Origin of the sequence: Limnohabitans sp. (genome assembly GCF_044361645.1) — a bacterium.
Taxonomy (GTDB): Bacteria; Pseudomonadota; Gammaproteobacteria; order Burkholderiales; family Burkholderiaceae_C; genus Limnohabitans_A.
Window position 1 is genome coordinate 1 of the sequence record NZ_JBIKIL010000196.1, and the last position, 4,041, is coordinate 4,041.

Annotated in this window: 2 protein-coding genes and 1 pseudogene; 2 read left to right on the plus strand and 1 reads right to left on the minus strand. The window is 60.5% G+C overall.

Features of this window, described 5'->3' with window-relative positions; genetic code table 11:
• Nucleotides 1-742: pseudogene (locus ACIQ39_RS18840) on the minus strand (cyanophycin synthetase); the annotation flags it as partial.
• Between the two features lie 226 nt (nt 743-968).
• Between ACIQ39_RS18840 and ACIQ39_RS18845 the strand changes: the two are divergent.
• Nucleotides 969-3,299: an ABC transporter ATP-binding protein gene (locus tag ACIQ39_RS18845; protein WP_396436118.1), complete on the plus strand. Its 2,331-nt coding sequence runs from the start codon at nt 969-971 to the stop codon at nt 3,297-3,299.
• Nucleotides 3,296-3,760 carry a DUF1854 domain-containing protein gene (locus ACIQ39_RS18850; RefSeq protein ID WP_396436119.1) on the plus strand — a complete coding sequence of 155 codons (465 nt, stop codon included), beginning with the start codon at nt 3,296-3,298 and terminating at the stop codon, nt 3,758-3,760. Before ACIQ39_RS18845 ends, ACIQ39_RS18850 begins: the two co-directional genes overlap by 4 nt.
• The last annotated feature ends 281 nt before the right edge of the window (nt 3,761-4,041 follow it).

Below are 4,041 nucleotides of genomic sequence, written 5' to 3' on the forward strand. Positions count from 1 at the left end.
AAACCGGCAAGCCAATGTCTTGCGCCGCCGCCCAGGCCGCTTGCGGGCTGTCGACAATCTGGCCCTCGGGCACAGGCACGCCACACATGCGCAGCAGCTGCTTGGTCAGGTCTTTGTCTTTGGAGATGCCCTCGGCAATCGCACTGGTGCGGTCGGTCTCTGCAGTCCAGATGCGGCGCTGGTGCTGGCCGTAACCGAGTTGGACCAAATTGCCGTCGTTCAGCCGAATGTGCGGAATGCCTTGTGCCGTGGCCGCGTCCACGATGCTGGCGGTGCTGGGGCCAATGCACAGGCTGTCCACCATCTGGGTCAGTTTGGCGATTGCTGCGGGCACATCAAAGGCTTGGTCGGCCATGGCGGCCAACACCAGGTCGCGAGCGCTGTGCAAGGCTTGGCGGCTCACGGCTTCGTGGCGGGAGCGGATGATGACCTTGTAAAGCCCCCGTGGTCCGGCTTCGCGGGCTTTGCCAAAACCGGTCGGCATGCCCGCGCGGGTTTGCAACTCCAGCGCCACGTGCTCCAAGATGTGGCCGGGCCAAGTGCCCTCATCGAGGCGCTTCAAAAAGCCGCCGCGCTCGCCGACACTGCAGCGGTGCTCGACCAAGCCGGGCAAGCCATCCAACAGGCGCTTGGCAAAGCCAGGCAAGGTGTTGGAGGGGCAATCCTCCAAGTCTCCGATGTCGATCAAGGCTTCGATGACAGGGCGGTAGGTCCAGATGTTGGGCCCACGCAAAGAGGTCATGCGCAGAAAATGGATCTGATGGGCGGGGCCAGAAGGTGGATGTTGCGGGCTCATAAGGGCAGGGGGCAGCGATAGAATTGGCCATGTGTCTCGTGGTAGCCCTGCATCGGGGCTGGCGACTCGGTGTTCAACAAGGGCATGGCTCGGGCTGGCGATTGAGACCAGAACAGTTTGTTTTTCTCGGCCCGTCGAACAGACGGGCCGTATTTTTTTGGGTTCAGCCTGCATGTCTTCATCACTTTCCTCATCGTCTTGGCGTTCGGCTGTGCCCGACGAGTGGCATGCGCAGGTGCAATCGAGGCTGCAAGCTGGCGAAACCGCCTCGGCTTGGGCACTGCTGGACCTGGATGAGGCGCTGAAGTTCAACAAGACAGGCCTGATTTTGACCGAGCGGCGCGTGGTTTTCGCGTCCCTTGACGAAAAAAATGCACGCAGCATCCCTTTGGCGGCAGGGCAACGTTTGCGCCAGACCGACCATGCAGGGGTGGGGCAGCTGGAATTGACCGATGCTCAAGGCCGGTTGGCCGTTTGGCGCTTCACACTCGGTTTGCAAGAGGCGGTCTCGCGATGGGTGGCGCAGTTTGAGGCACAACAACACCAACAGGGGCTCAGCGCAGACGCCTGGCCTACAGACCCCGTTGGCCGCCCGCAGCAGTCGGTGCATGCCGCCGCATTTGCGGTGTGCCCGGTGTGCCAGTCCCATTTGGGCGAAGCCGATGACGAGTGTCCTGCGTGCAGCCGCGAAGACCTCAACCCGCCCTCGACTTGGACCTTGCTCAAACTTTGGCGCTTTGCAAGGCCTTACAAACGCGCCTTGTTGGTGGGCTTTTTACTGACTTTGGCCTCTACCGCCGCCACTTTGGTGCCGCCCTACCTGACCATGCCTTTGATGGACGAGGTGCTCATTCCCTACCAAAACGGGGCCGACATCGACACCGGTTTGGTGAGCTTGTACCTGTTGGGTCTGTTGGGCTCGGCCTTGCTGGCTTGGGGTTTGGGCTGGGCCAAAACCTATATTTTGGCGCTGGTGTCCGAACGCATCGGGGCCGACTTGCGCACCACCACCTACGAGCACTTGCTCAAACTGTCCTTGTCGTACTTTGGGGGGCGTCGCACGGGTGATTTGATCGCCCGCATCGGCAGCGAGACCGACCGCATCAATGTGTTTTTGTCCTTGCACCTGCTGGACTTTGCCACCGATGTGCTGATGATCATGATGACGGCGGTGATCTTGTTTTTCATCAACCCCACGCTGGCGCTGGTGACTTTGCTGCCCTTGCCCTTCATCGGCTGGTTGATCCACTTGGTGCGCGAAAAACTGCGCACAGGCTTTGAAAAAATTGACCGCGTTTGGGCCGAGGTCACCAATGTGTTGACCGACACCATCCCCGGCATCCGGGTGGTCAAGGCCTTCGCGCAAGAGGACCGCGAAGCCCAGCGTTTCAAAGACGCCAATGTGCACAACTTGCAAGTCAACGATCGGCTCAACCGCGTTTGGTCCTTGTTCTCGCCCACGGTGACCTTGATGACCGAAATCGGTTTGCTGGTGGTTTGGGGTTTTGGCATTTGGTTGGTGTCGGACGACCAAATCACAGTCGGTGTGCTGACCGCATTCTTGGCCTACATCGGACGCTTTTACAGCCGACTCGATGCCATGAGTCGAATCGTTTCGAACACCCAAAAAGCGGCCTCTGGGGCCAAGCGCATCTTTGACATTCTGGACCACGTCTCCAGCGTGCCCGAACCCGCCAAGCCCGTGCCCTTGCCTGAACGCGTGCAAGGCCGCATCACGGTGCGCGATGCGGGTTTTCGCTACGGCAACCGCGCCGTGATTCGCCAACTCAACCTCGACATACTGCCCGGACAAATGATCGGTTTGGTGGGCCACAGTGGTTCGGGTAAAAGCACCCTCGTCAACTTGATTTGCCGTTTTTATGACCTGAGCGAAGGCGCGATCGAGCTCGATGGCACCGACATACGCCAACTCTCGGTGGCCGACTACCGCCGCCAGATCGGTTTGGTCTTGCAAGAACCGTTCTTGTTTTTTGGCACCATTGCCGACAACATCGCCTATGGCAAACCCCATGCCACACGCGAAGAGATTGTGGCTGCGGCCCGCGCGGCCCACGCGCACGAGTTCATCTTGCGCATGCCCCAGGGCTACGACTCGCTGGTGGGCGAGCGCGGCCAAGGCTTGTCGGGCGGTGAACGCCAACGCATCTCGATTGCCCGCGCCTTGCTCATCAACCCGCGCATTTTGATACTCGACGAAGCCACCTCGGCCGTGGACACAGAAACCGAACAAGAGATTCAAAAAGCCTTGGACAACTTGGTGCGCGGACGCACCACCATTGCCATCGCGCACCGCTTGTCCACACTGCGCAAGGCCGACCGCTTGGTCGTCATGGACAAGGGCTTTGTGGTGGAAGAGGGCACGCACGACGACTTGATCGAGGCACAAGGTGCTTATTGGCGTTTGTACGAAGCCCAGCAACGCCAAGCCGAGGCCGAGGCGGTACTGGGTGGCCGCGACGAAGAACCCAAGGTGGGCGCATGAACCCGTTTGATTTGCAACGCGATGCTTTTGGCCGCTGGGTCTTGCTCGGAGCCGATGGCACACGCCACGCGCCGGTGACCGCACTGCGCGCTTACCCTGTCTCGGCCCCAGACCAAGGCGTGGCTTTGGTGGATGCCCAGGGCCACGAACTGCACTGGGTGCCTGACCTGCAGACGCTGGCACCCGCGCTGCAAGCACGGCTGCGCGAGGCCCTGGACGAGCGTGAATTCTTGCCGCAAATTTTGCGCTTGGAAACGGTCAGCAGCGTGCTCACGCCCAGCACCTGGACCGTGCAAACCGACCGGGGCCGAACCCAATTCATGCTCAAAGGCGAAGAGGACATTCGCCGCTTGACAGGCACGGTGCTGCTGATCAACGACGCCAATGGCGTGCAATACATGATCCGCGATTTGGCCACCATGGACAAACACTCACGCAAACTGCTCGACCGTTTTCTGTGAGCCATCTGTTGCCACTTTCAGTCAGTTCAGACCCCCAACTGCCCTCCCATCACCGTCATCGCGAGGCACGAAGCGATCCATGGACTGCCACGTCGCTACGCTCCTCGCAGTGACGGTGGTTTAGGTGTCATCGCGACCCAGTTCCCCGTCATCGCGAGGCACGAAGCGATCCATGGACTGCCACGTCGCTACGCTCCTCGCAGTGACGGTGGTTTAGGTGTCATCGCGACCCAGTTCCCCGTCATCGCGAGGCACGAAGCGATCCATGGACTGCCGCGTCG